This window comes from Streptomyces sp. NPDC101152 (genome assembly GCF_044768275.1).
Classification (GTDB): domain Bacteria; phylum Actinomycetota; class Actinomycetes; order Streptomycetales; family Streptomycetaceae; genus Streptomyces.
The window spans coordinates 1-2,376 of the sequence record NZ_JBIWPO010000131.1; the positions used below are offsets into that span (position 1 = coordinate 1).

Here is a 2,376-nt window from a genome sequence, read left to right on the forward strand (position 1 = left end):
GCGCTGCTCACCGCGATCCCCACCCTGATCGTCTACTTCGTGCTCCAGCGCCAGTTCGTCAGCGGCCTCACCCTCGGCGCCAACAAGGGCTGAACACAGGCCACTTGTAGCCTCCGTACAAATCGAAAGTGACCCCAGTGACACTTCCTGAATCTCTCAACGGCTCCGCCGCGCCCACGCTCCGCGTGCCTGGCATCGCCTACGGTGGTGACTACAACCCCGAGCAGTGGCCCGAGGAGGTCTGGGCCGAGGACGTGGCCCTGATGGTCGAGGCCGGGGTGACCATGGTGAGCGTGGGCATCTTCTCGTGGGCGCTGCTGGAGCCCGCCGAGGGGGAGTTCGACTTCTCCCGTACGGACCGGTTGCTGGAGCTGCTGCACGAGCACGGCATCGCCGCCGACCTGGCCACCCCGACGGCCGCGCCGCCCGCCTGGTTCTTCGTCCAGCATCCGGAGGCGCTGCCCCTCGATCGCGACGGCCGCTCGCTCTCGTACGGTAGCCGCCAGACATTCTGCCCGTCCAGCCCGGCCTACCGCACGGCCGCGCTGCGCATCGCGCGTGCCCTGGCGGAGCGCTATGCCGACCACCCGGCTGTCGCGATGTGGCACATCCACAACGAGTACGGCTGCCACAACGCGGCCTGCTACTGCGACACCAGCGCGGAGGCGTTCCGCAGCTGGCTGAAGGCGAAGTACGGCGACGACCTGGCCGTACTCAACGACGCCTGGGGCACCGCTTTCTGGAGCCAGTGGTACTACGACTGGAACCAGATCCTGCCGCCCCGCGCCACCGGCGCCGACCCCAATCCCGCCCATCTGCTGGACTGGCGGCGCTTCTGCTCCGACGAGTTGCTCTCGCTCTACACAGCGGAACGAGACGTGCTGCGAGCCGCAGCCCCATCGACCCCCGCCACCACCAACTTCATGGTGAACTTCAGCATCGACGCCCTCGACTACTGGCGCTGGGCACCGGAGCTGGACATCGTCTCCAATGACCACTACCTGCAGTCCACCGACCCCGAGTCCCAGATCGACCTCGCCCTCAGCGGCGACCTGGTCCGCTCCATTGCCGGCGGACCCTGGCTGCTGATGGAGCACTCCACCGGTGCCGTCAACTGGCAGCCGGTCAACCGGGCAAAAACCGCAGGCGAGATGCGCCGCAACGCCCTCGCCCACGTCGCCCACGGCGCCGACGGCATCGCCTACTTCCAGTGGCGCGCGGCCAAGGCCGGCGCCGAGCAGTGGCACTCCGCGATGCTGCCGCACGCCGGGACCGACAGCCAGATCTGGCGCGATGTGGTCCAACTCGGTGCAGATCTGAAGGCGTTGGCCGAGGTGCGGGGAAGCACGACGGCCGCCCAGGTCGCGGTGGTGTGGGACTGGAACGCCCGCTGGGCGATGGAACAACCCTCTCAGCCCAGCAGCGAACTGCGCTTCCTGGACCTCGTACGGGACTGGTACGGGCCCCTGTGGCAGGCCGGTGTCGCCGTGGACTTCGTACGCCCCGACACGGACCTGTCCCCGTACCGTCTGGTTCTCGCCCCCAGCCTGTACCTCGTGGACGACGCGGGCGCGACAAACCTCACGGGCTTCGCCGAGCGCGGTGGCACGCTGGCCGTCGGCTTCCACAGCGGAATGGTCGACGCCAACTGTCATGTACGGCTGGGCGGTTACCCAGGTGCCTTCCGGGACGTCCTCGGCGTACGGACCGACGAGCTCTTCCCGCTGCTGCCCGGGCAGACGCTCCACCTCACCGGTGCAGTCCCCGCAGGCGCGACCGCCACCTTGTGGTCCGAGCGGGTCCGGCTCGCGGGTGCTGAAGCGGTCGTGTCCTACGAAGACGGTCCACTGAGGGGTGTACCAGCCGTCACCCGGCACCCCTTCGGTGCGGGAACCGCCTGGTATCTGGCGACCCGCCCCGACCCTGCGGCCCTCGCCGCACTGCTGAACCGCATCTGCGACGAGGCCGGCGTCCAGCCGGTGCTCGCCACCCCGCTGGAGGGCGTCGAAGCCGTCCGGCGCACCAGCCCATACGCCGACTACCTGTTCCTGATCGACCACGGCGGGAGCGGTGCCGAAGTACCCGCCAACGGGGTCGACCTCCTCACCGGCAAGGACGTCACCGGTTGGGTCACCGTTCCGGCAGGGGGTGTGGCTGTCGTGCGCGAGGCGCGCTAACTGCCGAGACCAGCAGGCCACCCGATCCAGAGCCCCCGTACCGCGCCAGGCCTACGACGTCCGAACGGTTTGCGGCAGTCGGGACACCACAGGGTCGCCGTGCCCGGGAGTGTAAATCTAACGGCGGATCCGACGATCATGGGAGAGACGTCAAGTGACTGATACCGCCGTGGAGTTGGAGACCGTGGAGCCTGTCCAG

At 68.8% G+C, this 2,376-nt stretch carries 1 protein-coding gene and 1 pseudogene; both read left to right on the forward strand.

Going from position 1 to position 2,376, the window contains the following annotated elements; all coding sequences use genetic code 11:
• Positions 1-93 (forward strand): annotated as a pseudogene (locus ACIRVK_RS45440) (carbohydrate ABC transporter permease); the annotation flags it as partial.
• A gap of 44 nt (positions 94-137) precedes the next feature.
• Positions 138-2,177 carry a beta-galactosidase gene (locus ACIRVK_RS45445; protein ID WP_404258032.1) on the forward strand — a complete coding sequence of 680 codons (2,040 nt, stop codon included), beginning with the start codon at positions 138-140 and terminating at the stop codon, positions 2,175-2,177.
• Positions 2,178-2,376 lie beyond the last annotated feature (199 nt).